The sequence below is a fragment of the Rubrivirga marina genome, from assembly GCF_002283365.1.
Taxonomy (GTDB): domain Bacteria; phylum Bacteroidota; class Rhodothermia; order Rhodothermales; family Rubricoccaceae; genus Rubrivirga; species Rubrivirga marina.
In genome coordinates, this window is the sequence record NZ_MQWD01000001.1 from 4,115,941 (window position 1) to 4,139,204 (window position 23,264).

Consider the following 23,264-nt stretch of genomic DNA (forward strand, 5'->3'; position numbering starts at 1 on the left):
CGCCCCCGCCGGTCGCTCCCCCGGCCCCGCTCGTCTGCGACCTCGTCGAGCTCAACGCGGTCTACTTCGACTACGGCACGGGCACGCTCGACCGCCGCGCCCGCGCGCTCCTCGACGAGAACGTCGAACTCCTCCTCTCGAACCCGGCCTGCTGCGTGTTCATCGACGGCTTCACGGACACGCCCGAGGGCTCGCGCTTCGGGATGGGCCTCGCCGGCCAGCGTGCCCAGGCCGTCTACGACTACTACCTGAGCCAGGGCGTCGGCGCCAGCCGCCTCCAGATCCGCAACCGCGGCGTCGCCGCCCCGGACTGCGACAAGGAGGACCCGGGCCCGGGCTGCGAGCGGAACCGGCGCGTTGAGTCGCTCCCGGTCGACTGCGAGCGGTTCCGGTTCCTCCTCGAGAACCCGTCGTACGACCCGTACTAGACTGGCGGGCGTTCGGGACCGGCCGGTCCCCGCGACCGACCCGGTCTTCCGCCAGCGGCCCTGCCCCTCCGGGGGCGGGGCCGCCGTCGTTTCGCCCTATCCTTGGAGCCGCCTCCTCCCGCTCCCATGCGCTTCGTCTACGCCCTCGTCCTCGCCGTCGTCCTCAGCGGCTGCTTCCACATCGACTCGCTCCTGACGGTCCGGCCCGACGGCTCGGCCACGCTCCGCGACGAGGTCACGCTCTCCGGGATGGCGCTCATGGCGCTGATGGAGACGGAGGACGATGAGGGCTCTCCGTTCGACGAGGCCGCCATGGAGGCCCGCGCCGAGGCCCTGGGCGAGGGCGTCCGCGTGGCGTCGTTCGAGCCGCGCGAGGACGGCTACACCGTCGTCTTCGACGTCGACGACGTCCGCCAACTCCGCTACGCGACGCCAGAGGCGCTCGGTGAGAACGAGGGCGAAGGGCCCGACGGCGTCGACCTCTCCTTCGGGTTCGACGAGGGCGACCCGTCCACGCTCCGCGTCCTCGTCCCGAAGCCGGAACCCGACGATGACAAGGTCGAGGCCTCCGACGCCGCGCCCGAGGTGGACCCGCAGGAGCAGGCCCGGATGCTCGCCATGATGCGGTCGTTCTTCGCCGACGCGCGCATGACGGTGGCCGTCGAGGTCGAGGGCGCGATTGAGGAGACCAACGCGAGCTACGTCGACGGCTCACGGGTGACGCTCTTCGACCTCCCGTTCGTGGCCGTGTTCGACGTGATGGAGGCGAACCCCGAGCTGATGGGGAACGAGCCGCCGGAGCCGGAGGCGATGCTCGACGAGCTCCGTGCGATCGAGGGCGTCCGGATGGAGGGGCCGGGGACGGTCCGCGTGCGCTTCCGCTAGCCTCGTCCGCCTCGGCGCTGGCGTCGGAAGCCTCGGTCCGAACGGAGCCACGTTCCTCGAGGGGGCCGGCGGCGGGCGTCGCCAGAGCGCCCGCGGGGCCGACCGTCGCCGAACGCCTCCGTTCCGTTCACGGGGGCGCGCGCCTAATAGGCGTCCGTCGGCGGCGTCTCGCGGCGGCGCGTCTTGGTCACGGCCAGCAAGATGCCGAGGCCGAGCATGACGACACCACCCGCACCGATCCAAGCCGTCGGGACGCCGGCGAGGTGGGCGGCCATGGCGAGGCCGGCGGTGAGCACGAGGAAGCCGAGGAGATAGACGGAGAGCGACGACATGGCATCGGAGGAAGGGGGCGCTCTCACGCCCGGGGCTCCCCTCCGCTCCGCCGCCCCGTTCAGTCTCGCCCACCGTCACGCGGTCGCTACACCTGGCGCTCCCAGTGATCGAGGTGGCGGAGGAGCCGGTCGACGGGCACCGACTGGCGGCTTCCGTCGTCGGCGCGGAAGACGACCTCGCTCCAGCCGCGGAGGCCGACCGGCGTGTACACCCGCCCGCCGACGCGGAGCGCGCGCCCGGCGACGGCCCGCGCGAGCACGCGCTCGTAGCGCGACCGGGCGAGGAGATGCTCGGGGAACAGGTCGTCCCAGAAGCAGAGCCGGCCGACGTCGTCGTAGGCGTCGGGCCGGTCGTCCAGATCGAGCAGAATGGGCGAGTGGCCAGCGAACACGAGGCGGATCAGGCGGAGCGTGAACGGATCGGCGACGCGCCGCAACGACGGGAGGAACCGCTCGAACACCTCGGCGCCGATCCGACGCAGGGAGACGAGGTCGTCGGTCCGACCGGGACGCGGGCGGAGGCGCCAGATCGGCGCATCAGGCCCGGCCTCGAACGGATTCTCGGGGTAGGCGGACGCGTGTCCGAGCCACCCCTTCCGCGATGTGTGCGGGACCGGCGCGTAGCCCTCGACGACCGGGAAGCCGCGCCGCGCCAGCTCGTCCAGACCTAGCGACGGCCACCGCATGACGGCCCGGACGACCGCCGTGATGAACGTGGCCGCGGCGACCGTCAGCGTCGGGCTCGGCGTGAAGTCGGCCGTGACCTCGACGCGGCCTGGGCGCGGCCGGACGCCGATGCCGGTCGAGCGGCGGTTGGCGGCCAGGAGCATGACGGGCACCGGGAGGACGTACGCCAACAATTCCGCCAGCCGCTCGACGGTCTCGGCCGGCGCGCCCTCCGGCCGACGGAACGTCACGTTGTAATGGGCCGAGAACCCGACGAGCCGGGCGTCGCGGCCCGTCCTCGTCTCCCAGGCATCGAGCCCATCGCGGACGTGGTGGATGGCCTCCCACAGCGACCGGCCGGCACGGGCCGCGCACCCCCGCTCGACCTCCACAGCCGGCGTCGCGACCTCGATCACGCCCGTGTCGAAGTAGACCGCCCCGCCCGTCGCCAGCGCGTAGCTCTTGCCCGTCCGGTGCATGAGCGGCTCCGCCATGAACGCCCGCGGGTCCTCGAACACCTTCTCGGGCGTCGTCGGCGCGCCGTCCACGACGAGCGAGAACTCGGCCTCGAGGCCGACGGCTTCGAGCGCGAGGGGCGCCGGCTCGGCCCGCTCCGCCTTGCCCGCCTCGGAGACCGCGGCGGTCGGGTCCGCGCTGTCGTACGTCTTGTCGGTCGGGTCAGGCATGGGTCAAGCGCCGTGGGGTACGGAGACGGCGTAGCCAAAGTCCAGGTGGAGGTGATCGTCGGTCTCGCCGTCGCCGGGGCCGTAGGGGCGGACGAACGCGCCGGGGAGCACGTCGAGGACCACGTCGCGGTAGCGGGCGATCGAGGCCTCATCCTCCAGCCACGTGTCGCCGACCCGGTAGAGGTCGGCGGCCGTGCCCCAGTGGTGAGGGGAGAACGTGCCGTCGCGCGGGTCGACGGCGTGGGCGGGCGACCGGTAGCCGCCGTTCGCCGCGATCAGGACGCGTTCGCCGACGGACTGGCGAAGGACTTCGAGCGCGGAGGCGAGAAGGACCGCCGCACATGGGACGTACCGCGGCCACGCCCGCGCGGCGGCGGCCTCCCGCACGTCGATGCTGAGCAGCTCGTACAGACTCACGTGCGGCGCCAGCGGCGTGGCGATGGCGGCCTCCCACGACGGGACTTCGTAGAAGAACCGCGGCAGGTCGTGGTCGCGGCCGTCCTCCCCGCGGACTGTCTCGCCCGGCCGGTGGGTCCGGCGGAGGTCCTCGGACAGGTCGAGCCCATCCACGAGGCGGAGGTCGAGGCCGTGGTGGAGCCTATCCATGGGTGACGTGGTCGTAGACGGCACGCGAGAGAGAGGCGACCGTCTCGCGACGACCGTTCGTCGCATCGGCCTCCCACTCGGTGAGGATGGCGACGGCGTACGGCCGTCGATCGGGGAGGTAGACGAGCCCGGCGTCGTGCTGGACCGTCGAGATCGAGCCGGTCTTGTGGGCGAACCGGGACCCCTCGCGGACCTCGCCGGGGACGCCGGCCGGGATGCCGCTGGCGAACTCCTGCCCGAAGAGCACGTCGAGCCCGAACTGGCGGACCTCGTCGGGGAGACCGGCTCCCTCCTCCAATCCGACGAACAGCCCCACGAGCCCGTACGCCGTGGCCGTGTTGACGATGCCGGCCTCGTACGCCGCCTCGTCTTCGACCCCGCGGACGACCTCGACGCCCGCCCCGCCCCACCGCGCCGTCGCCTCGCGGATCGCCTCGACGCCGAGGAGGTCCACGAGGAGGTTTGTGGCGAGGTTCGACGACGTCTGGATCATGTGCTCGGCGAGCGTGCCGAGCGGCATCGTCCGCCCCCGCTTGGCAAAGACGGCCGCGTTGGCGTCCCGGTCCTGCGCCACGCGGAACGGCGACCCGTCGGCCGCGGAGCGGAACCGGTTGCGGACGTGGAGCCGGTCGTCGAGGTGGTGCCGCTCGTCGGCGACGGCCGCCAGCAGGGCCGCGAGGACGGCGACCTTCATGGTCGAGGCCGCGTGGAACGGGCGGTCGCCGTCGACGGTCGCGGCCTCGCCGGTCTCGAGGTCACGGACGGCGACGGCCACGGCGGAGGCGCCGGCGTCCTCGGCGATCTGGCGGACCTGGGCGTCGAGCATGGGGGGCATCGGGGGACGGCGGAAAGCGCACGTCGGGCCCGCCAGTTCCCGCTTCGCCGGCTCCTCGCGAAACGCCCGGTGCGCCCGCCTCGACGCCGAGGCCGGCGGACTCAGGCGTCGACGCCCGCGGCGGCGGGGGCGCCCTCGACGGTCTCCTCGTGTCCCGCGGCGTCGACGCGCGTCCGTTGCATGACGATGGGGAGGCGGCGGCCGGAGCCGAACGCCTTGCCCGTCACGCGGAGGCCGGGCGCCGCCTGACGCCGCTTGTACTCGTTCCGGTCGACCATCTTCGCGATCCGCTCGACGAGCGCCAACTCGTAGCCGGTCTCCCGGGCGATGGCCTCGGGCGAGAGGTGCTCCTCGACGTAGCCGACGAGGATCGCGTCGAGCACGTCGTACGGCGGCAGGGAGTCTTGGTCGACCTGGCCGGGCCGGAGCTCGGCCGAGGGCGGCTTCGTGATCGTGGCGCGTGGGATGACCTCCCGTCCGGCCCGCCGGTTGATGTCCTCGGCGACGCGGTAGACCTCCGTCTTGAGCACGTCCGACAGGACGGCCAGCCCGCCCGACATGTCGCCGTAGAGCGTCGCGTAGCCGACCGCCATCTCCGACTTGTTGCCGGTCGTCAGGAGAAGGTGGCCGAACTTGTTCGAGATCGCCATGAGCGTCACGCCCCGGCTCCGGGCCTGGACGTTCTCTTCCGCCACGCCCTCCTCGGTCCCCTCGAAGAGCGGCGCCAGCATGGCCTCGAAGGCATCGACGGCCGGGCGGATAGCGACCTCGTGGAACTCGATGCCGAGGTTCTCGGCGAGCGCCTGAGAATCCGAGACGGACCCCGACGACGAGTAGGCCGACGGCATCGTGATGCCGACGACGCGGTCCGGCCCGAGCGCCTCGGCCGCGATCGCGCACGTGACCGCCGAGTCGATCCCGCCGCTCAGCCCGATCAGCGCCTTCTCGAACACGCCGTCGCCCGTCTTCCGCACGTAGTCGCGGACGCCGAGCACGAGGGCGTCGTGGATCTGGGCCGTGACCTCCTCCACCTCGGTGCCGAGGCGGGCGGACTCGACCGGCTCGCCGGGCGCGTCCGTGTCCCACACGGAGAACGCCTCCTCGAAGAGCGGCGCGTGATAGAGCACCTCCCCCTCCGCGCTCTGGACCTGGCTGTCGCCGTCGAAGACCAGCTCTGTGTTGGCCCCGACCTGGTTGACGTAGACGAACGGGACGCCGTGCTCGCGGCAGCTCTCCTGGATGAGGAGGCGCCGCTCGATCGGTTTGCCGACCGCGTAGGGGCTGGCCGAAAGGTTGACGAACAGGTCGATCCCGAGCGCCGCCAGCTCGTCGATGGGGTTCGACGCGTAGAGGTGGTAGGGGGCCTGATCCTCGTTGTTCCACATGTCCTCGCACACGTGGACGCCGAGGCGGAGCCCCCTCCACTCCATCACCTTCCGCTCGGGGCACGGCTCGAAGTAGCGGTACTCGTCGAACACGTCGTACGTCGGGAGGAGCGTCTTCGAGGTCGCGTCGACGAGGTCGCCGTCGGCGAGGAGGAGCGCCGTGTTGAAGAGCCGCTTCCCGACGGGCGTCTCGTTCCGAACGGGGGCGCCCACGAGCACGCCGAGGCTGGCGGGGAGTTCGCGGGCGACGTGCTGGACCGCCGTGTCCACGTCGTCGAGGAAGGCCGGACGGTCGAGGAGGTCCTGCGGCGGGTAGCCCGTGACGCAGAGCTCGGGGAAGACGGCGAGGTCCGCGCCCGCCTCGGCGGCGCGGCGGGCGTCGGCGAGGATCCGCTCGACGTTGCCGGCGAGGTCGCCGACGGTGGGGTTGATCTGGCAGAGGGCGATCCGCATGAGCGTCGACGAGGGCGATACGAGGCCGGGGTTGGACGCCAGACCCCGGGCGCGGTGCCCGGGCCGCCGCCTCGCACATGCTCCGCCCCCATCGGAACGTACCGTGCGCCGCCCACCGCCGCGACGTATCGTCGCCGTGTCCCCCGAAGGTTCCAGAACGCCCCGCGGGCTCCCCCGACACGCGCCGGGCCATGCGCTCGGCCTCGATCCGGGCCAGGCCCAACGGGCGGGCACTCCCGTACCCCGGCTCGGCCGACGGTGAATCGGTCCGGGCCACATCCCGACCGCAGACCATGCGCCCCACCTCTCGCCCGCACACCCCGTGGGCCACCCCCCTCCGCGCCGTCGTCGTGCTGGGGCTCCTCGCCGTCGCGGCCGGCTGCGACTCGTCGGACGGCGTCCCCGAGATCGGCGGCACCTACCTCGGCTCCGCGTCCACCGGGGGCGTCGTGGTGGCCTACCGAATGGTGATTCCCCCCTCCACGGGGGGGCGTTCACCTGGAGCGGCTCGTTCCAGTTCGGCTCCGCGGGGCCGGAACCGGTCGGCGGCCCCGGCAGCTACGCCTACCCCGCGATCACGCTCACGGACGACGGGGAGAGCCTCACCGGGACCGTCAGCGCCGACGGGGACCGCCTCACGTTCGTCGACCCGGACAGCGACGTCCAACTCGTGATGACCCGATGACCATGCGCCCCCTCACCCTCTTCGCCCTCCTCGCCGTCGGCGCGACCGCGCAGCCGACGGCGCCCCCCGCGGCCCGGACCGGGGCGTGGGTCCGTGTCGAGACCGGGCCCGAGGTCCTTCTGGGGCGGCTCGTGACCCCAGACTCGGCGGGGTTCCTCGTCGTCCGCACGCCCGAGGCGAGCCGGGCCATCGCCCGGGAGTCCGCGTCCGGCCTCTGGGAACGTGTGCCCGCCCCGGGCCGCGGCGCGTGGCGCGGCGCGCTCCTCGGCGGCCTCGTGGGAGGCGTCGCGCTGACCGCCCTCAACTACGGGGGGTGCGAGTACGACTGCGACCGGGCGCTGAACGCCGTGGCAGGCGTGGGCGTGGGCGCGGTCGTGGGCGGACTCGCCGGGGCGACCTGGGGCGGCCTCCGCGGCCGGTGGGCCCTCCGGTCCCCCTGACGCCCCACGGAGCGCGCGGGCCGGCGCGGCGCTTGGGACGCCCGCCGGCCCGCCCCTACACCCACCACCCGACGACCAGCATCGCCGCGAGCACGATGGCGGTGCCGGGGAGGATCGCCTTCCGCATCGCCGCGGAGCCCGTCGCGACGACGATCCCGCCCTTGACGACCGTGTTCGAGGCCGCCGCCAGCGTGACCGCAGTCGCGGCCGTGTCGAGGTCGACCGACCCGCCCGGCCCGCTCAGCTCCGCCATCGAGAGCGTCACCGCGTCGACGTCGGCGAGGCCGGAGGCGACGGCCGAGGCGTAGAGGCCGGTCGTCCCGAGGTACATCTCGGCGGCCTTCGACACGACCAGGATCACGGCGTAGAGCGCCCCGAACGCGAGGGCCGATTTGAGCTCGAACGGGTTCGTGAAGGCGGCCTGCTCGTCGGGGTCGGCCTCGCCCTCCTTCTCGGCCTTCCGGTTGCGGGCCCACAGGAACGCGGCGTACGCGAGCCCGGCCACGCCGCCGGCCGTGATCGCCGGCCACACGGCACCGAGGAGCGGGCGGTTCACCACGCCCGCCTCGACGAGCACGCGGGCGAACATGACGGCCCACGCCGCGAACACGCCCATCGCGAGCGCGCCCGACAGCGCCTCCTTCGCCTTGCTCCGCTCGGCGAACGACAGCGTCGTCGCCGTCGACGAGGCCAGCCCGCCGACGAGGCCCGTCAGCCCGACCCCGCGCGTGGCGCCGACGACCTTCGTCAGGACGTAGCCGAGGAACGAGATGCCTGAGATGAACACGACCATCAGCCACACCTTGAACGGGCTGACGACGTCGAACGGCGGCGGGCCGTACGTCTCATCCGGCAGAACCGGCAGGATGAGCGCGCTGACGGCCGCGAACTTCAGCGCCGCCTCGAGCTCTTCCTCCTTCAGCGCCCTTACGAACCGCCGCGACTCGGGCTTGAGCTCCAGGAGGATCGCCACGGCCACACCCACCGCGGCGACGACGCCGAGCGCGCCGGTAAGGCAGAGCGCGCCGAGGAGCGTCGTCACGAGGGCGGCCACCTCGGTCGTGAGCCCGACGTCCCCGCGGGCCACGCCGGCCCGGTACGCCGCGACCGCGAACGCGCCGACGGCGAGGAGCACGGCGGCCACAATCCATGGGCTGTCCAACACGGCCGAGAGGTACGCGCCGAGGCCGCCCGCGAGGGCGAGGAGCGGGAACGTCCGGATGCCGGCGTAGGGCGACGACGCGCCGTTTTCCTCGCGCCGGTGCTGGAACTCGCGCTGGGTTCCGATGAGGAGGCCGAGCGCGAGGGCCGCGCCGAAGCGGCCGAGGAGGGCGACGGGGTCGGTGGGCACAGGGTCGAGCGAGCGGGTTACCGGAACGTTACGCGGCCTACCCGCAAGCCGCTGGTCGGTTCACTCCCCCCGCCTCGGTCGACGGGCCGGCCGAGGCGGAGTGCCCCACACGCCGCGGCGCCGTCGAGGGCTCCCCTCTCTCCATGCGCCTCGTCGCCACGCTCACGGCCCTCCTCACGCTGACGGCAGCGTTCGCCCCGGTCCTTGGGCGGGCCCCTTTTCAACCGCCCGGCAGCGGCGTAACCTCAGCGGCCCTAACGGCCCCCGACACGATTCGTCCTGCACGCATGTCCGCCCGGTTCGCTGCCCTTTTCGTCCTCGCCCTCACTCCCCTCGCCGCTGCGCAGACCTACGACGGCGCGCTCGGTCCCGGCGACGACCAGCTCCCGTCCGGCGAGTACGCCGACGTCTACACAGTCGACGTCGCGGCCGGCGGCGTGGTCGAGGCGACGCTGACCTCGTCGGCGTTCGACACCTACCTCGTCGTGGTCGCGCCGGACGGAACGCAGGAGGAGAACGACGACGACGGCAGCACCTCGCGATCCGCCCTCCGGGTGCCCTCCGCCGCGGGCGGGACGCACCAGGTGGTCGTGACGAGCTACGCCGCCGCCGAGGCCGGGACCTACCGCCTCGTCGTCACGACCGGCGGCGGGGCGACCCTCCCCGTCACGAAGGGCCGCCGGACGCCGGCAGCGCCACCGTCCGCCTCGGCGACTCCGCCGGCCCCGACGCCGAGGCCGGCGACGGCTCCCGCGGCCCGGCCCGCCGCGGCGCCGCGCACCAGATCGGCGTGCGTGACGCCGCCGCCCGCGACGCGGCGCCGGCTCCACGCCCAGGGCGTCGTGACCGACTGCGCCGGCCGCCCCCTCGCGGGCGTCGAGGTCCGGATCAGCGGCGTCACCGCGGCTGGCGAGCGCGTCGGGATGTCGGCCGTGACGGACGGGCAGGGCCGTTACGCCACCCGCGTCCCCGACGGGTTCTACCGCGTCGCAGCCGAGCACACGGTGCAGTGGCAGGGCCGTCCGGCCGGCTTCGCCCTCGCGCCCGCCGACGGCGACGACGAGCAGCAGGACGCGGCCGCCGGGATCGCCGAGAACCTCGTCTGGCGGCTCAGCGGCCTCCGGCCGGGCGAGACGGCCGGCGTCGAGGGCGCCTACGGCGAGGCCCAGAAGTACTACGGCGCCCAGATCCAGGTGACGAGCGAGGAGCACGGGTTCTCCGGCCTCTACTTCCCCGCCGGCTCGACACTGGCCGTGACGCTCACGCCGGCGGGCCCGCTCGTCGACGGCTCGGCCGGGGCGCCGCTCACCTTCACCAAGGCGTTCGACCGCGACGCGACCTCGTCCATTCACTGGTACCTCACCGACGTCCCCGTCGGCCCGTACGCGCTCGCGGCGACGCTCACCCTCCCCGACGGGACCCCCGAGGCGGTCGGCTCCAAGCCGAGCCTGGCGTTCTCCGCTCCGTTCGCGCCCGCGACGGACGTCCGGTTCGTCCCCGGGTCGTTCGGGGACATCGACATGCTCCAGGTCACGCTCCAGACGCGCGACCGCTCGGGCGACTAGCTGGCTTCGGGCCGGGCCGGCTCGCCAGGCAGGCCGTCGCCGGTGTCGGGCGGGAGCGGCTTGCCGAGCCCGTCGTCGGCGACCTCCTCCATCTCGGTCCAGACGTCGGCCGGGGCGCGGTCGGCGAGAACCACGAGGGCGTCGCCGGGCAGGGGGACGATGTCGGCGTCTTCGGCGTAGACGCGGACCTTCTCGCCGCGGACGAGGAACAGCGGCGTCACGAGTTGCTCGGCCGTGTCGGCCTCGTCGAGGAGCGCCGCCAGCGTCCGCTCTTCCGTGAGGCGGACGACGTGGACGCCGGCGCCGGCGTTGAGCCGCTCGTCGAGCGCCGTGAACGTCGCGTCCGTCGCGAACAGCGGCCGCCCGCGGAGGTGCCGTGGGATCTCGGTCGCCGGGCTCTTTGGCCCGTCGGCTCGCATCGGGAGTTGGTAGACCTCCTCCGACTCGAACACCTCGCCAAAGTGGAGCGCCGCGAGCGCGTTGACCTCGTCGTTCGGCGTGACCGCCAGGAGCCGGCCGACCCCGCTCAGCTCGAGGTCGTCGATCACGCCCTCGGCCAGGATGTTGGCGCGCTGCGCGTCGAGGCCAGCCCGCTTCGCGAGACGGACGTTCCGCGCGTTCGCGTCGATGAGGAGCACGCGGACACCGAGCTCCTGAAGCGCCTGGGCCACGCGCCGGACCCACCCCTGCGCCCCGACGAACAGGACCCCTTGGGGGTCCGGCTGGGCCAGCCCGAGCCACCGCGCAAGCGGCGAGATCGTCAGCCCGTAGACGGCGACCGTGCCCACGATGACGAGGAACACGACGGGCACGATCCGTTCGGCCTCGGCCGGGAAGAACTCGGCGAGGCGGAACGAGAACAGGCTTGCCACGGCCGCCGCCACGATCCCACGCGGCGCCAGCCATGACAAGAACGCCTGCTCGCGCCAGTCCAACCCCGTCCCCAACGACGACAGCACGACGGCGAGGGGCCGGACGAGCAGCATCAGCGCGGCCAAGAACCAGAGCGGGCCCGGGGCCAGCATGATCTCGAACGCGCTCGGCTCCAGCCGCGCCGAGAGCACGATGAACAGGAGGGAGATCAAGAGCACCCGCAGGTCCTCCTTGAACTCGACGATCCGGCGGACCGAGACGTAGGGCTGGTTCGCCATGATGATTCCGAGCAGCGTCGCTTCCAGGAGCCCGGCCTCCTCCTGGAGTGAGTTCGAGATCGCGAACGCGGCGATGACCACCATGAGGGCCACCGGGTTCTGGAGCCAGTCCGGCACGAGCCGACGGTGGAGGAGGAGGATCAGGAGCGCCGCCGACAGGACGGCCACGCCCACGCCGACGACGATCTCGAAGGCGATCCCCTCGGCCAGCGCCGCCCACGGCGACGAGTGCCCGGCCTCGGCCGGCTCGTGGAGCAGGATGACCGTCTCGAGCACGAGAACGGCCAGAATCGCGCCGATCGGGTCGATCGTGATCCCCTCCCACTTCGCGACGGTCCCCACCCGTCCTGCGGGCCGGACGTGGCGGAGGAGCGGGAGCACGACGGTCGGGCCGGTGACCGTGAGGAGCGCGCCGAGCACGATCGCGACCTCCCACGAGAACCCGGCGAGGTAGTGGGCCCCGACGGCCCCGAGCACGCCCGTCACGAGCACGCCGATCGTGATGAGGTTGACGACGGCCTTGCCGACCTCGCGGAACTCGTCGAACCGGAGCGTCAGCCCGCCCTCGAACAGGATGATCCCGACCGCCAGCGAGACGAACGGGAACAGCCACTCCCCCTGGAGCGCGTCCTGCGGGAGGAACCCCGTGACGGGGCCGGCGAGGAACCCGAAGCCCAACAGCAGCAGGATTGAGGGGAACTTCGTCCGCCACGCGAGCCACTGCGCCCCGATGCCGAGGACGACGACGGCGGCGATGGTGACGAGCGGAGTGGTCATACAGGGGGCGCTGGCGAGCCCCAAACTACGGCCGGGTGCCCGGCGGTCTCGTCGGAGGACGGCCGCCGTTCCGAACCCACGCCCCGGGCCAGAGTCTCACGCCGACACCGCCCCTGCGCCCATGCCCGAATGGCCTGCCCTCCCCCCGCTCGCCGATTGGCGACCGACCGCCGACGCCGTCCACCTCTGGACCCAAATCCTCGGGAAGGTCCGCCTCGACCGGATGCCGTGGACCAACCACGCGTGGCACTCGGCCCTGTACGTCTCGCCGCGGGGCCTGACGACCGGCCTGCTCCCCGCCGACGGGGTCGAGGTCGAGCTCGACGTGGTCGGCGACCGGCTCCGCGTCCGGTCCGCCTCGGGCGACGAGTGGGGGTTCGCGCTCGGCCCGATGTCGGTCGCCGACTTCTATCGCCACACGCTCGACGCGCTCGCCGAGGCGGGCGTGGAGCCCGACGTCTGGCCCGAGCCGGTCGAGCGTCCCGGCCCCGTGGCCTCGTTCCCCGACGACGACGCGGTCCGCCCGTACGACGCCGAGGCGGTCCGGGCGTTCTGGGGCGCGCTCCGGCAGGCGCACCGCGTGATGACGACGTTCCGCGCCCGGTTCGTGGGCAAGGCCAGCCCGGTCCACTTTTTCTGGGGCGCCTTCGACCTCGCGGCAACGCGCTTTTCGGGCCGCCCCGCGCCGCCGCATCCCGGCGGCGCCCCGAACCTCGCCGACTGGGTGATGCGGGAGGCCTACTCCCACGAGGTGTCGAGCGCCGGCTTCTGGCCCGGCGGCGACCTCGGCGAGGCCCATTTTTACGCGTACGCCTACCCCGAGCCCGACGGCTTCCGCGACCACCCGGTCGAGCCCGCCGCCGCGCGCTACGATGCCGACCTCGGCGAGTACCTCCTCCCGTACGAGGCGGTCCGCACCGCCGCCGACCCGGACGCCGCGCTTCTCGCGTTCCTCCAGACGACGTACGAGGCCGCCGCCGACTACGCGGGGTGGGACCGCGAAGCCCTCGAGTGCGAGCTGCCGCCGGCTCGCGGGTGAAGAGCACGCGGCGACGAACGAGCGGAGTCCGCCCTCCGTTCATGCGCGGCCTACCTTTGGTTGTCACCCCGCCTCCCGATGCCCACCGCGTCGCCCCTCTCGTCCGTGCTCCCCTGGCTGCTCGTGGCCGCGCTCGCCCTCGCGGCCCCCGCGTGCCAGTCGTCTGAGGCCACACCGGCGGCGCCCGCCGCCCCGGCCGACTCGGCCCGCCTCGACGTCGAGGTGGGACCGGTCGCCCTGACGCCCGCGCCCGACACGGCCCGCGCCCGCCCACCGCTGCCCGACGGGTTCGTGCGGCTGAGCGAGGCGGCGCCCCAGATCGCGCTGGAGATCCGCTACCACACGGCGTACAACTTCGTCGGGACGCCCATCGACGGGTACCTCGCGGCCGAGTGCGTCCTGACGGAGGAGGCCGCCGACGCGCTCGCCGAGGCCGCCGACGCGCTCGCCCGCGACGGCCTCGGCCTCAAGGTCTACGACTGCTACCGCCCGCAGCGGGCCGTCACGCACTTCGTCCACTGGGCGAACGACCGCGACGCGACCGCGATGAAGGAGGCGTTCTACCCCGAGGAGCCGAAGGGCTCGCTGTTCTCGCGCGGCTACATCGCCACGCGGAGCGGCCACAGCCGAGGCTCGACGGTCGACCTCACGCTGGTCCGCCTGCCCGTCGCCGCGTCGGTCCGGACGCGCTATCCGGACCCCGACGCCGGCCCGCTCCCCCGGTGCGACCGACCGCTCTCGACGCCGACCGGGCCCGATCTTCGGGGCGGCGGCCGGTTCCCGGAGGGCGACCTCGACATGGGCACCGCCTACGACTGCCTGAGCCCGGCCTCCGCGACCGACAGCCGGGCCGTCTCGGCCGAGGCCCGCCGCAACCGCGGGCGGCTCCGGACGGCCATGAGCGCATCCGGCTTCCGCAACTACGCCCAAGAGTGGTGGCACTACACGCTCCGCGACGAGCCCCACCGCACCTACTTCGACTTCCCAGTGGAGTAGGCGAGTGATGGGTGAAGGGGAATGAGAGGACCCGTCCGTACCCTCCTCGCTCCGCTCGTCTCTCTTCCCCGATGAACCGCCGCGACCTCCTCCGCTCCGGCGCCGCACTCGGTGCGCTGGCGGCCCTGCCCCGGACGGCGACCGCCGCCGTCCGCCCCGCCGCGCCCGTCGTCGTGGCGACGTGGGACAACCGAATCGCCGCCGCCGCGGCGTGGGACGTGCTCCGGTCGGGCGGCTGGGCCCTCGACGCCGCCGAGGCCGCCGCCCGCGTCCCCGAGGCCGACCCCGACGACCACTCCGTCGGCCTCGGGGGGCACCCCGACCGCGACGGCCGCGTCACGCTCGACGCCTGCGTCATGGACGAGCGCCACCGCTGCGGCGCCGTCGCCGCCGTCGAGGACGTCCTCCACCCGGTCTCGCTCGCGCGGATGGTCATGGAGCGGACGCCCCACGTGATGCTGGTCGGCGAGGGCGCGCGGGAGTTCGCGCTCAGCCAGGGCGTCGAGCCCGTCGACCTCCTCACGCCGGAGGCCGAGGCCGCGTGGCGCGAGTGGATGGAGACCGCCGAGTACGCCCCCGCCGTCAACAGCGAGCGCCGCGACCGGCCGAGCGGCCACGCCGACGACCACGACACGATCGGCGTCCTCGCCCTCGACGCCGACGGCCGCCTCTGCGGGACCTGCACCACGAGCGGCCTCGCCTACAAGATGCGCGGGCGCGTCGGCGACAGCCCGATCCTGGGCGCCGGCCTGTTCGTCGACGGCGGCACGGGCGGGGCCGTCGCGACGGGGCACGGCGAGGAGGTCATCCGCGTGGCCGGCGCGAGCGCCGCGGTCGAGGCCCTCCGGCACGGGCGCTCCGCACAGGACGCCGCGTGGTCCGTCGTCGAGCGGATCGCCCGCGTCACGCCCTCCGACCCCGAGGCCATCCAGATCGGCGTGCTCGTGCTGGGACCGGACGGCGAGGTCGGCGCGGCCGGGCTCCAGCCGGGGTTCAACTACGTCGTCACGCGGCCGGACGCGGACCCAGCGCCCGACGCGGTCGGCGAGGTCACGCACCGGGAGCCCGTCGAGGGCGGCCTGACGTTCCTGATCGAGGCGCCGTCCGTCCGCGGGTAGTCCCGCCTCGGCGCCGAGGCGGGCCTAGTCGATGGGCTCGGCGACGACGGCCAGCGCGACCGTCTCCGTATCGAGGCACTCCGGGTCGCCCTCGCACGAGTCGGCCAGCACGTCGCCCTCGACGTACTCGATCTGCACGCGCCGGTCGACGATCACGTTCGAGTCGCACACCGAGTAGTCGGCGTGGACGGTCTCGGTCGCGCCGCCGTCGGTGCGGACCGTGAGGTAGCACGAGACGTCGCCGCTCTCCATGTCCGTCACGACGCCGCGCGTGGGCACGGACGTACCGGCCAGCTCGACCCGCGGCGGGCCCGTCGTGTCGACCTCCGCGGCCGCGTCGAGCGCGGGGCCGGCCGCCTCGGTGGTCTCGTTGGACTGGACCTCGACCTCGCCGGGGATCGGGGCCGCGTCGGTCTCGCCAGAGTCGGAGGCGCACCCGGCCGCGACGAGGGCGAGGGCGAGGAGGGTGGAGCGGAGCATCGGACCAGAAAGAGGGGCGCGGGTGTACGGCGGGGCGAGCGGGGCGATCCCGCTACTCCGGGACGTAGTCGAACGCGCCGATGGGGCCGGGGAACACGACCGGGCTCTCGCTCCCGTCCACCGCCACGGCCGAGACGCCGAACAGGTAGTTGTCGATGACGACGTTCTCGAGCGTGTACCGCTGACGGGCCTCGCCCGAGTCCGGGACGTAGACCGACCACTGCCACTGGGGCTCGGTCGTCAGCCGCCAGTGGACCCGGAAGCCAGCGAGCTGGGGGTTCGCAGCTGCGTCCGGACGGTCCCACTCCAGTGTCGTGCTCGGCTGGACCGCGCCGTCGATGCCGACGTTCGAGGGCGGCGCCGGCGCGCCCGCCAGCCCGGCCAGCGTCACCGCGTTGAGCGCCGTCAGCTTGGCGGCGTACTGGAAGTCGACGTACTCGACCGTGTCGCCGAAGTGACGAGGGGTGCCATCGGGGTACGTCTCCGTGCGGAGGTCCTGGTGCTGGCGGTCGTAGTGCTCGTGCGTCTCCATGATCCGGACGCCCGGGTACCCGACGTTCGTAAACGGCGTGTGGTGGCCGCCCCGCCCGAACCGGTCGAGCCGGTAGACCATCATGATGTCGAGGTTGCGGATGTACTGGTCCGCCATCCGGTCGACGACGCGGGCGAGGTTCCGGCTCGGGCCGTCGACCTCGCCGCCCGTGAACCGGCGGAGCCGCGCCTCACGCTCAGTCTCGATGGGCCGCGTGGCTTCGGAGAACACGCGCGCGGATGTGTTGTCGCACACGCCGTCGATCCCGCAGCTATTTCCGATCATGTCGTTGTTGAGGACGGCCTCGATGAACCAGCCCTCCTCGCGCGCCGTCTCGGCCATGATCTGGCCGCCGAACAGGCCCTGCTCCTCCCCGCTGAGCCCGGCGTAGACGATGGTCCCAGGGAACTCGTACTGGCTGAGGACGCGGGCCGCCTCGATGGTGCCGGCCATCCCCGAGGCGTTGTCGTTGGCGCCCGGCGAGTCGCTCGTCGCGTCGAGCGCGTCGCTCACCCGGCTGTCGATGTCGCCCGACATCACGACGTAGCGGTTCGGGTCGCTCGTCCCGCGCTGGATGGCAAGGATGTTGACCACGTCGGTCGGCTCCGGAATGCGCGCCTCGCCCGAAATCGTCCGTCGCTGCTCGACGACCTCGAGGCACCCGCCGCAGGCCGCGGAGATCCGCTCGAACTCGGCCCGGATCCACCGCCGCGCCGCGCCGATCCCGCGCGTGTCGCTGGTGGTGTCGCTGAGCGTGTGACGCGTCCCGAACCCCGCGAGCGTCCGGATGTCGGCCTCGATCCGGTCCTGAGAAACAGCCGCCGCGATGTCGTAGAGCCGCTGGACCTCGGCCGGTGGGGCCGTGCCGCCGACGAGCGAGTCGGGCCAGGAGCGGTCGGCCGGGCGGCCCTGCTCGACGCCGGGCTGGGCGAGCGCGACGGGGGCGAGGAGACAGACGAGAAGGGCGAGGCGCATGGGGCGAAATCGATTCGTTCGACGGGTCCGGGCAACCTACGCCGCTCCGAGACCGGGCAGGGCGGGCGGACGTAGAAGGGCCCTCCTCTCCCCCATCCCGATGACGCTCGACCGCGCCTTCCTCGACCAGTCCTTGACCCTCCTCCGCGGCGAGTGGCTGCCCAAGATCGAGGCGGCCGCCGAGGCGCTCGGCGAGGACGACCTGTGGTGGCGGCCGAACGAGCGGACCAACAGCGCCGGGACGCTGTGCGTCCACCTCGCCGGCAACCTCCGCCAGTGGATCGTCGCCGGCCTCGGCGGGGCGCCGGACGTCCGCGACCGCCCGTCCGAGTTCGCCACGACCGGCGGACGCGACGCCGCCGACGTGCTCGCCGACCTCCGTGCGGCGGTCGAGGAGGCCTGCGCCGTGATCGACGGGCTCGACGAGACCGCCCTCCTCCGCACCTACGCCATCCAGGGGCGGGAGCCGACAGGCCTCCGCGCGGTGTATCACGCGGTCGAGCACTTCGCGATGCACGCCGGGCAGATCGTCTGGATCGCCAAGGCCCGCGACGGCGCGGTCCGCTTCTACGAGGACGACCCCGAGGGCCGCGCGCGCCTGCTGTGGACGGCCACGCCCCACGGGCCGATCGCACCGTAACGGGCCGGCCGCTGGGGGGACGAGCAGGCCCGGTGCGCCGAGAGGTCCGCCGAGGGGGCTTGAGGCCACCCGCCTCGGGGCCTCCGTGGGGAACTGCGCACGGACGGCACGCTCCTGGCCCGTGGGGGGAGACGTCAATTCGCGTCGCCCCCCAGCCCGCTCCCGCGGCCCGGACGGTACGCCCGGTAACGCCCGCGTTACGGTTCGCCCCCTCGAATCCGATGAAACTGTTCCCCAAACTGATCCTGGCGTTCAGCGTCGCGGCCCTCATCTGCTCGGCCTTCGGGGCCGCCATCGTCCACGCCATCGACGTGGCGGCCGAGGAGAGCGCGCAGGCGACGGCCCAGCGGGTCGAGGCGGCCACAGAGCCGACGCGCGCGGTCGTCCGTGACGCGCTCTCGGCCCTCCGAGCCGACACGTCCGACGCGGCGGCCGAGGCCCGGGCCATCCTCGCGACCACCCCCGCCCCCGCCGCGACCGACGACCTCGCGACGGCGCGGGCCGCGCTCGCCCCCGCGCGGCGCTATGGGCTCGCGCTCCTCGTCGTCCCCTTCCTGCTGGCGCTCGGGCTCGGCGTCCTGATCTCGAGGACGCTCGGGCGTCGGCTCCGGCAGATCGCCGAGGGCGCGCGGGCGATCGGCGCGGGCGACCTCACCGTCCGGCTCCACGACACGTCGGCCGACGAGGTCGGCGAGGTCGCGCGGACGCTCGACGAGACGGCGGCGGCGCTCGCCAAGAGCATGGTTTCGCAGGCCCACCTCGACGCCATCATCGAGTCGATCCCCGACCCGTTCGGCGTGATCGACGGAGAGGGGAACGTGGTCCGGGTGAACCAGGCGGCGGCGGCCGTCTTCGAGCGGGAGGCCGACGAGATCGCGGGGATGCCGGCCATGGACTTTTTCGCGTCGCAGCCGGAGGAGGTCATGGCCTTCGCGATGGCCCTCTCCGGCAACGACGCCATCACCGGGCTCGACTCCACGTTCCAGCGGCCGAGCGGCGAGCGCGTCCCGGTCCGCCTCTCGGCCGCCAAGCTCCCCGTCGACGGAGAGGGGCGCGGGGGGCTCGTCCTCGTGGCCCAGGACGTCACGGAGGTCCGCCAGACGCACGAGGCGCTCGTGTCGGCCAAGGAGGCCGCCGAGGAGGCGAACCAGGCCAAGAGCGAGTTCCTCGCCAACATGAGCCACGAGATCCGGACGCCGCTCAACGGCGTGATCGGGATGACCGGCCACCTCCTCGACACCGACCTCTCAGAAGAGCAGCGCGAGTTCGCCTCGGTCATCCGGTCGTCGGGGGAGGCCCTGCTCGGCGTGATCAACGACGTCCTGGACTTCTCGAAGATCGAGGCCGGGATGCTCGAGCTCGAGGCCCAGCCCTTCGACATCCGGACGTGCGCCGAGGACGCGCTCGACCTCGTGGCGTACCGGGCCTCCGAGAAGGGGCTCGACCTGGCCTACGAGATCGGTGACGACGTGCCGGCCCGCGTCGTCGGCGACGCGACGCGGCTGCGGCAGGTCCTCGTCAACCTCCTCGCCAACGCCGTCAAGTTCACCGAGGCGGGCGAGGTCGTGCTCGAGGTGGCCCCCTGCGACCCCGAGGCCGTCCCGGGCCACGTCTGGGACCTCGACGACTGCGAGGCCGGGCTCCACCTGAGCGTCCGCGACACCGGCATCGGGATCGCGCCCGACCGACTGGAGGCCCTGTTCGACCCGTTCACCCAGGCCGACGCGTCAACGACGCGCCGCTACGGCGGCACCGGACTCGGCCTCGCCATCTCGCGCAGCCTCGTCGACGCGATGGGCGGCCGGATCTGGGCCGAGAGCACGCCGGGTCGCGGGACCACCTTCCACGTCGCCGTCCCGGCCGAGGCCGTCCCGGGAGCCCAGCCGGCCGGGACCTGTGACGGGATCGCCGCGCTGTCCGGGAAGGGCGTCCTCATCGTGGACGACAACGAGACGAACCGCCGGATCCTCCAGGTCCAGGCCGAGAAGTGGGGCCTCGTGCCGACCGTGACGGCGTCGGCCGACGAGGCGCTGGCGTCCGTCGACGGCGGGGCCGCGGTCGCCGTCGCGATCCTCGACTACCAGATGCCGGACGTCGACGGGGCGGAGTTGGCGCGGGCGCTCCACGCGCGCCGGCCGGAGCTCCCGCTCATCGTCCTCTCGTCGATGCACCTGGCGCCGGACGTCCCGCCGGGCGTCCTCGCTGCCAGCCTGACCAAGCCCATCAAGACGGGCCAGCTCTGCCGCGCTATCGTCGACGCCGTCGGGCCGGTCGAGGCGCCCGCGGAGCCCGCCGCCCCACCCGCCACCGTCTCTCCCCTCCCGATGCCCGACGCCCCCCGCCCCTCGCCGCTCCGGATCCTCCTGGCCGAGGACAACGTCGTCAACCAGCGGGTCATCGGGCTCACGCTCGCCCGAACCGGCTACCGCCACGACATGGTGACCGACGGAGACGAGGTGCTCCCGGCCCTCCGCCAAGCCGCCGACGCCGGCCGCCCCTACGACGTCGTGTTCCTCGACCTCCGGATGCCCCGCGTCGACGGGATCGAGGCCGCCCGCCGCGTCCGCAGCGCCGACGTGCCCCAGCCGCGGATCGTGGCGATGACGGCCGACGTGACGGCGGCCAAGCGCGAGGCCTGCTTCGCGGCCGGCTTCGACGGGTTCCTCGGCAAGCCGCTCGACCGCGAGGCCCTCTCCCGCGTCCTCGACGACATCGAGCGGGCGGTTCACGGCACCGCGGCGGCGCCCGAGCCCCCGGCCTCCGATCGCACGGCGTTCCCTACGCTCTCCGAGATGGCCTGCGGCGACGAGGACCTCTTCCTGAGCCTCCTCGCCGACGCCCGCGTCGAGATCGAGGCCGGGCTCACGGCGACCAAGGCCGCCCTCCGCAACGAGGATCTCCGCGAGGCCGGCCGCCACGTTCACACGCTCAAGTCCGTCGCCGGCCTCCTCGACGCGAGCGAGCTCTACGCCCTCTGCGCCGCGACCCAGGACGCCGCCGACGCGGGCTCGCTCGTCGAGGCCGTCCAGGCGTTCCTCCCGCTCTACGCCCACGCGCAGGGGACGCTGGAGGCGCTCGACGCGGTCCTCCCGGCGTCCGGCGCGCCGCCCGTCCACGCCGCGCTCTCGGCCATCCCCGTGACCGAGTCGATGGCCTGACCCGCCCGCCTCTGCCCCGAGGCGGACCGAGCTAGACGGCCGCCAGGAGCACGGCGTAGCCGACGGCGCCGAGCGCGAACGGCCAGAACCGGCTCGCCCGCTCCTCGGGGAGCTCCTCCTTCAGCACGTTCAGGACGATCCCGCCGGCCAGGAACGAGACGAGGCCGGCGATCACCGCCGGGTGGATCCGCTGGACCAGCCCGACCGCCGCGCCGGCCACGACGGCCAGGGCCAGCACCCACCGCCCGACCCGGTCGTACCGCTCCTTGTGGTGCTGCCGGAGCCCGTAGTCGTTGACGAAGAAGTGGAGGGCCATGGCGACCCAGAAGAGGACGAGCCCGGTCGCAGTCGCGCCTTCGCCCTCGCCGAGGAGGTAGCCCACGAGGACGTTGTAGAGCCCGTAGCTGGCCATGTGGAGCCAGAACACGCCGGGCCCGGTCCGGTCCGCACCGGCCTCGTCGCCGTCCTCGCGGGAGGTCGTGGCGGCCCGCTCCAGCCCGTAGAACACGACGAGCCCGAGGAGCGACAGCAGCCACACGTGGCCCTCGCCGATGACGACCTCGGTGAGGCCCGTCTCCTGAAGCGTCTCCTGCCCGGCCGCGACCTGTGGCAACAGGTGGGCGAAGACGTACGCCACGGAGATCCCGCCCGCCAGCGACAGCCAGCGGCTCCGCGGCACGACGGCGAGAAACCGGAGCGTCCCGGCGACGACGTGGACGAGCGCGAGGCCAGCAGAGAGGAGGAGCGCGAGCACCCCTCGAACCTAGCCTCGGCGACTCCGTGGCGACGGGTGCGTCTCTCCTTCCACCGGGGGCGGACTGCGGCGAGGGGGACGTCGGCGACTCTCCCCACCTCGACGCCGAGGCGGGAGGAGACAGGGAGCGCCGTCAACCGTCGGGCGTAGGCCGGGTCCACAGCCACGCTCCCGATGCTGCGCCTCCTCCCCTCGCTCCGGCCCACGCATCGGCCGTCCCGGCTCCCGGTGCCGCATCGGGCGCGGTCCGTGCGGCGCCGCCGCGCCACGCGGTGGGCTGTCGCCGAATGGCGCGCAGATGTCTCGCCACCCATCCAGCGGGCGCGAGACTACGTCGCCGTCCGCGTCGGCGAGGTGCGGACGCTCGATGAGCTGGCGGAGGTGGCCGGGCTCAGCCGGTACCACTTCGCGCGACGGTTCCGCGACGAGGTCGGCGAGCCGCCGTGGGCCTACGTCCGGCGCGTCCGGGCCGAGCAGGCGCGACGGCTTCTGGAAAGCGGCGCCTCGCCGGCCGAGGTCGCCTACGCGACGGGCTACACCGACCAACCCCACCTCACGCGCGACCTCCGCGAGCGCTTCGGGCGGACGCCCGGCCAGATCCGACGACAGGCGGACTCCGGCGACGAGAACCGCAAGGACGTTCAAGATCCCGAGGCGGTCGCGGGCTGATCCTGGGGCACGCCCTCCCCGGATCCCATGCCTGACGACCGCGACGAGCCGCTCGTCCTCCCCACTCCCCTCTCCCGCCGCGTCGACGACGCCCTGTTCGACGCACGGACCGTCGTCATCAGCGGCGGGATCGACCAGGATCTCGCCGGGTCCGTCATCGCGCGGCTCACGGCGCTGTCGGCGGCCTCCGCCGACGACGTCACCATCGTCGTCAACTCGCCCGGCGGGCACGTCGAGTCGGGCGACACGATCCACGACTTCGTCCGGTTCGTGACGCCGCGCGTGCGGATGCTCGGCACGGGCTGGGTGGCGAGCGCGGGCGCCCTGATCTACGTGGCCGTCCCGCGCGAAGGCCGGTTCTGCCTGCCGAACACGCGGTTCCTACTGCACGAGCCGTCGGGCGGCGTCCGCGGCGTGGGGAGCGACATCGAGATCGAGGCCGACCAGATCCTCCGGATGCGCGAGCGGCTGACCCAGATTTTCGCGCGGCAGACCGGCCAGCCGGTCGAGCGGATCCGCGAGGACACGCGGCGCAACTTCTGGCTCGATGCCGAGGCCGCCGTCGAGTACGGCCTCGTCGGGCGGATCGTCGAATCGGCCTCCGAGATGGCGTAGGGGGAAATCGGAGAACGCGTGGAGGCGGGAGGTCAGGCCGGCA

The 23,264-nt window shown here is 73.5% G+C and carries 20 protein-coding genes and 1 pseudogene; 11 read left to right on the top strand and 10 right to left on the bottom strand.

Annotated elements, in window-relative coordinates; all coding sequences use genetic code 11:
- Positions 1-74 precede the first annotated feature (74 nt).
- Positions 75-428 (top strand): annotated as a pseudogene (locus BSZ37_RS17595) (OmpA family protein); the annotation flags it as partial.
- 126 nt (positions 429-554) lie between these two features.
- Positions 555-1,313, top strand: a complete 759-nt coding sequence (locus tag BSZ37_RS17600; RefSeq protein WP_095511808.1) for a hypothetical protein — start codon at positions 555-557, stop codon at positions 1,311-1,313.
- Between the two features lie 143 nt (positions 1,314-1,456).
- Here BSZ37_RS17600 and BSZ37_RS17605 read toward each other — a convergent pair whose 3' ends face one another.
- The 5 genes from BSZ37_RS17605 to BSZ37_RS17625 all read right to left on the bottom strand — a co-directional run bounded on the left by BSZ37_RS17605 (position 1,457) and on the right by BSZ37_RS17625 (position 6,276).
- Positions 1,457-1,645: a hypothetical protein gene (locus tag BSZ37_RS17605; protein ID WP_095511809.1), complete on the bottom strand. Its 189-nt coding sequence runs from the start codon at positions 1,643-1,645 to the stop codon at positions 1,457-1,459.
- Between the two features lie 86 nt (positions 1,646-1,731).
- A complete protein-coding gene (locus BSZ37_RS17610) occupies positions 1,732-2,997 on the bottom strand; it encodes a hypothetical protein (protein ID WP_095511810.1) in 1,266 nt (421 codons plus the stop codon).
- Between the two features lie 3 nt (positions 2,998-3,000).
- Positions 3,001-3,603, bottom strand: a complete 603-nt coding sequence (locus BSZ37_RS17615; RefSeq protein WP_095511811.1) for a M15 family metallopeptidase domain-containing protein — start codon at positions 3,601-3,603, stop codon at positions 3,001-3,003.
- On the bottom strand, positions 3,596-4,429 hold the full coding sequence (locus tag BSZ37_RS17620) for a serine hydrolase (RefSeq protein ID WP_179299735.1): 834 nt from the start codon (positions 4,427-4,429) through the stop codon (positions 3,596-3,598). The genes BSZ37_RS17615 and BSZ37_RS17620 overlap by 8 nt, the downstream gene beginning before the upstream one ends.
- Before the next feature lie 110 nt (positions 4,430-4,539).
- Positions 4,540-6,276: an NAD+ synthase gene (locus tag BSZ37_RS17625; protein WP_095511813.1), complete on the bottom strand. Its 1,737-nt coding sequence runs from the start codon at positions 6,274-6,276 to the stop codon at positions 4,540-4,542.
- Between the two features lie 687 nt (positions 6,277-6,963).
- On the opposite strand from BSZ37_RS17625, the gene BSZ37_RS17630 reads away from it, so the two are divergent.
- Positions 6,964-7,401 carry a hypothetical protein gene (locus BSZ37_RS17630; RefSeq protein ID WP_095511814.1) on the top strand — a complete coding sequence of 146 codons (438 nt, stop codon included), beginning with the start codon at positions 6,964-6,966 and terminating at the stop codon, positions 7,399-7,401.
- A 55-nt stretch (positions 7,402-7,456) separates the two neighbouring features.
- Here BSZ37_RS17630 and BSZ37_RS17635 read toward each other — a convergent pair whose 3' ends face one another.
- Positions 7,457-8,752: an MgtC/SapB family protein gene (locus BSZ37_RS17635; RefSeq protein ID WP_095511815.1), complete on the bottom strand. Its 1,296-nt coding sequence runs from the start codon at positions 8,750-8,752 to the stop codon at positions 7,457-7,459.
- 287 nt (positions 8,753-9,039) lie between these two features.
- On the opposite strand from BSZ37_RS17635, the gene BSZ37_RS17640 reads away from it, so the two are divergent.
- On the top strand, positions 9,040-10,317 hold the full coding sequence (locus BSZ37_RS17640; protein WP_095511816.1) for a hypothetical protein: 1,278 nt from the start codon (positions 9,040-9,042) through the stop codon (positions 10,315-10,317).
- Here BSZ37_RS17640 and BSZ37_RS17645 read toward each other — a convergent pair.
- Positions 10,314-12,245, bottom strand: coding sequence for a cation:proton antiporter (locus tag BSZ37_RS17645; protein ID WP_095511817.1), 1,932 nt, complete (start codon positions 12,243-12,245; stop codon positions 10,314-10,316). The two genes, BSZ37_RS17640 and BSZ37_RS17645, sit on opposite strands and share 4 nt — an antisense overlap.
- Before the next feature lie 121 nt (positions 12,246-12,366).
- Between BSZ37_RS17645 and BSZ37_RS17650 the strand changes: the two genes are divergently transcribed.
- The 3 genes from BSZ37_RS17650 to BSZ37_RS17660 all read left to right on the top strand — a co-directional run bounded on the left by BSZ37_RS17650 (position 12,367) and on the right by BSZ37_RS17660 (position 15,398).
- Complete coding sequence (locus BSZ37_RS17650) at positions 12,367-13,284, top strand: DUF5996 family protein (protein WP_095511818.1); 918 nt, start codon at positions 12,367-12,369, stop codon at positions 13,282-13,284.
- A gap of 78 nt (positions 13,285-13,362) precedes the next feature.
- Positions 13,363-14,280 (top strand): M15 family metallopeptidase, encoded by a 918-nt coding sequence (locus BSZ37_RS22565; RefSeq protein WP_095511819.1) that lies wholly within the window; start codon positions 13,363-13,365, stop codon positions 14,278-14,280.
- Between the two features lie 71 nt (positions 14,281-14,351).
- Positions 14,352-15,398, top strand: coding sequence for an isoaspartyl peptidase/L-asparaginase (locus BSZ37_RS17660; RefSeq protein WP_095511820.1), 1,047 nt, complete (start codon positions 14,352-14,354; stop codon positions 15,396-15,398).
- Between the two features lie 24 nt (positions 15,399-15,422).
- On the opposite strand, the gene BSZ37_RS17665 is transcribed toward BSZ37_RS17660, so the two are convergent.
- Together BSZ37_RS17665 and BSZ37_RS17670 are read right to left on the bottom strand one after the other, a co-directional pair.
- Complete coding sequence (locus BSZ37_RS17665) at positions 15,423-15,878, bottom strand: hypothetical protein (RefSeq protein ID WP_095511821.1); 456 nt, start codon at positions 15,876-15,878, stop codon at positions 15,423-15,425.
- Between the two features lie 52 nt (positions 15,879-15,930).
- Positions 15,931-17,385: a M28 family metallopeptidase gene (locus BSZ37_RS17670; RefSeq protein WP_095511822.1), complete on the bottom strand. Its 1,455-nt coding sequence runs from the start codon at positions 17,383-17,385 to the stop codon at positions 15,931-15,933.
- A gap of 100 nt (positions 17,386-17,485) precedes the next feature.
- On the opposite strand from BSZ37_RS17670, the gene BSZ37_RS17675 reads away from it, so the two are divergent.
- Entirely contained in the window at positions 17,486-18,025 is a 540-nt protein-coding gene (locus BSZ37_RS17675; protein ID WP_179299736.1) for a DUF1572 family protein, read from the top strand.
- Positions 18,026-18,246: 221 nt separating this feature from the next.
- The gene (locus BSZ37_RS17680) at positions 18,247-21,183 is read left to right on the top strand and encodes a hybrid sensor histidine kinase/response regulator (RefSeq protein WP_095511824.1); all 2,937 of its coding nucleotides are present in this window, start codon (positions 18,247-18,249) and stop codon (positions 21,181-21,183) included.
- 31 nt (positions 21,184-21,214) lie between these two features.
- Here BSZ37_RS17680 and BSZ37_RS17685 read toward each other — a convergent pair whose 3' ends face one another.
- A complete protein-coding gene (locus BSZ37_RS17685; protein ID WP_095511825.1) occupies positions 21,215-21,937 on the bottom strand; it encodes a hypothetical protein in 723 nt (240 codons plus the stop codon).
- Between the two features lie 249 nt (positions 21,938-22,186).
- Here BSZ37_RS17685 and BSZ37_RS17690 point away from each other — a divergent pair, with 249 nt between their 5' ends.
- Entirely contained in the window at positions 22,187-22,606 is a 420-nt protein-coding gene (locus BSZ37_RS17690) for a helix-turn-helix domain-containing protein (protein WP_179299737.1), read from the top strand.
- Positions 22,607-22,633: 27 nt separating this feature from the next.
- Positions 22,634-23,221, top strand: coding sequence for an ATP-dependent Clp protease proteolytic subunit (locus BSZ37_RS17695; protein ID WP_095511827.1), 588 nt, complete (start codon positions 22,634-22,636; stop codon positions 23,219-23,221).
- Positions 23,222-23,264 lie beyond the last annotated feature (43 nt).

What these genes read in the sequence shown, in the direction of transcription:
- BSZ37_RS17680 (WP_095511824.1), top strand. Translation starts at nt 18,247, where the DNA reads ATGAAACTGTTCCCCAAACTGATCCTGGCGTTCAGCGTCGCGGCCCTC.
- BSZ37_RS17610 (WP_095511810.1), bottom strand. Translation starts at nt 2,997, where the DNA reads ATGCCTGACCCGACCGACAAGACGTACGACAGCGCGGACCCGACCGCC.
- BSZ37_RS17665 (WP_095511821.1), bottom strand. Translation starts at nt 15,878, where the DNA reads ATGCTCCGCTCCACCCTCCTCGCCCTCGCCCTCGTCGCGGCCGGGTGC.
- BSZ37_RS17660 (WP_095511820.1), top strand. Translation starts at nt 14,352, where the DNA reads ATGAACCGCCGCGACCTCCTCCGCTCCGGCGCCGCACTCGGTGCGCTG.
- BSZ37_RS17670 (WP_095511822.1), bottom strand. Translation starts at nt 17,385, where the DNA reads ATGCGCCTCGCCCTTCTCGTCTGTCTCCTCGCCCCCGTCGCGCTCGCC.
- BSZ37_RS17615 (WP_095511811.1), bottom strand. Translation starts at nt 3,603, where the DNA reads ATGGATAGGCTCCACCACGGCCTCGACCTCCGCCTCGTGGATGGGCTC.
- BSZ37_RS17600 (WP_095511808.1), top strand. Translation starts at nt 555, where the DNA reads ATGCGCTTCGTCTACGCCCTCGTCCTCGCCGTCGTCCTCAGCGGCTGC.
- BSZ37_RS17645 (WP_095511817.1), bottom strand. Translation starts at nt 12,245, where the DNA reads ATGACCACTCCGCTCGTCACCATCGCCGCCGTCGTCGTCCTCGGCATC.
- BSZ37_RS17630 (WP_095511814.1), top strand. Translation starts at nt 6,964, where the DNA reads ATGCGCCCCCTCACCCTCTTCGCCCTCCTCGCCGTCGGCGCGACCGCG.
- BSZ37_RS17605 (WP_095511809.1), bottom strand. Translation starts at nt 1,645, where the DNA reads ATGTCGTCGCTCTCCGTCTATCTCCTCGGCTTCCTCGTGCTCACCGCC.
- BSZ37_RS17640 (WP_095511816.1), top strand. Translation starts at nt 9,040, where the DNA reads ATGTCCGCCCGGTTCGCTGCCCTTTTCGTCCTCGCCCTCACTCCCCTC.
- BSZ37_RS22565 (WP_095511819.1), top strand. Translation starts at nt 13,363, where the DNA reads ATGCCCACCGCGTCGCCCCTCTCGTCCGTGCTCCCCTGGCTGCTCGTG.
- BSZ37_RS17675 (WP_179299736.1), top strand. Translation starts at nt 17,486, where the DNA reads ATGACGCTCGACCGCGCCTTCCTCGACCAGTCCTTGACCCTCCTCCGC.
- BSZ37_RS17625 (WP_095511813.1), bottom strand. Translation starts at nt 6,276, where the DNA reads ATGCGGATCGCCCTCTGCCAGATCAACCCCACCGTCGGCGACCTCGCC.
- BSZ37_RS17695 (WP_095511827.1), top strand. Translation starts at nt 22,634, where the DNA reads ATGCCTGACGACCGCGACGAGCCGCTCGTCCTCCCCACTCCCCTCTCC.
- BSZ37_RS17620 (WP_179299735.1), bottom strand. Translation starts at nt 4,429, where the DNA reads ATGCTCGACGCCCAGGTCCGCCAGATCGCCGAGGACGCCGGCGCCTCC.
- BSZ37_RS17650 (WP_095511818.1), top strand. Translation starts at nt 12,367, where the DNA reads ATGCCCGAATGGCCTGCCCTCCCCCCGCTCGCCGATTGGCGACCGACC.